Origin of the sequence: Leucobacter soli, from assembly GCF_042659205.1 — a bacterium.
GTDB classification, from domain to species: Bacteria; Actinomycetota; Actinomycetes; order Actinomycetales; family Microbacteriaceae; genus Leucobacter; species Leucobacter soli.
The window spans coordinates 1-850 of the sequence record NZ_JBHSRW010000437.1 but is presented as its reverse complement, the minus strand read 5'-3'; the positions used below and the strand labels follow the sequence as shown (position 1 = coordinate 850).

Genomic DNA, 850 nt, shown 5'->3' with positions numbered 1-850 from the left:
AGCGCGCCGCGATCGCCGCCGCCATCTCGGCCGGGCCCGGGCTGCTGCTCGCCGACGAGCCCACCACGGCCCTCGACGTGACCGTGCAGCAGGGCGTGCTGCGGCTGTTCCGCGAGATCACCGAGAGCGACGACTGCTCGCTGCTCTTCATCACTCACAACCTGGCGGTGATGGCCGAGGTGGCGGATCGGGTGCTCGTTCTCGACGCCGGCCGCATCGTCGAGCAGGGCGCGGTCGCCGACATCCTCGCCGCGCCGACCCATCCGGTGACGCGGGCGCTCATCGGGGCCGCGGCGTCCGAGGCCGCTCCGACCTCCGAGCATTCCTCCGGGTCTGCGGCCGGCCCGGCATTCGAGGGTCCTCCGGCCGCGGGAGCCGAACGATGACCGCGGGATCGCCCCTCGTCGAGGCGAGCGGCCTCACGAAGCGCTACCGCGTTCCCCCGACGCGGCTGTTCCAGCGCGCGGGGACGACCACGGCCGTCGAGGGCGTCGATCTGACGGTGAGCCGGGGCGAGAGCGTGGCGATCGTCGGAGAATCCGGATCCGGCAAGTCGACCCTGCTGCGGCTGCTGCTGGGGCTCAGCCGCGCGACCTCGGGGTCGGTGCACTACATCGTGCGCACCGACGATCCGGCGCGGGCCGGCGATCCGGCATCCACGGAGACCCGCACCGTCGATCCCGCCCGCGACGACCTGCTCTGGCTGCGGCGGCGCGCCGGTATGGTCTTCCAGGATCCCTACTCCACATTCGACCCGCGACGCACGATCGGGCTGACGGTCGCCGAGCCGCTCGTGGCCACCGGGGCGGAGGGCGACCACCGGGCCGCCGTCGCCGAGATCCTCGCGCGC

At 73.8% G+C, this 850-nt stretch carries 1 protein-coding gene and 1 pseudogene; both read left to right on the top strand.

Going from position 1 to position 850, the window contains the following annotated elements; translation table 11 throughout:
* Positions 1–386 (top strand): annotated as a pseudogene (locus ACFPZL_RS13795) (ABC transporter ATP-binding protein); the annotation flags it as partial.
* Positions 383–850 (top strand): ATP-binding cassette domain-containing protein (locus ACFPZL_RS13790; RefSeq protein WP_382335963.1); only part of this gene is annotated, 468 nt, incomplete at its 3' end. The pseudogene ACFPZL_RS13795 and the gene ACFPZL_RS13790, both read left to right, overlap by 4 nt.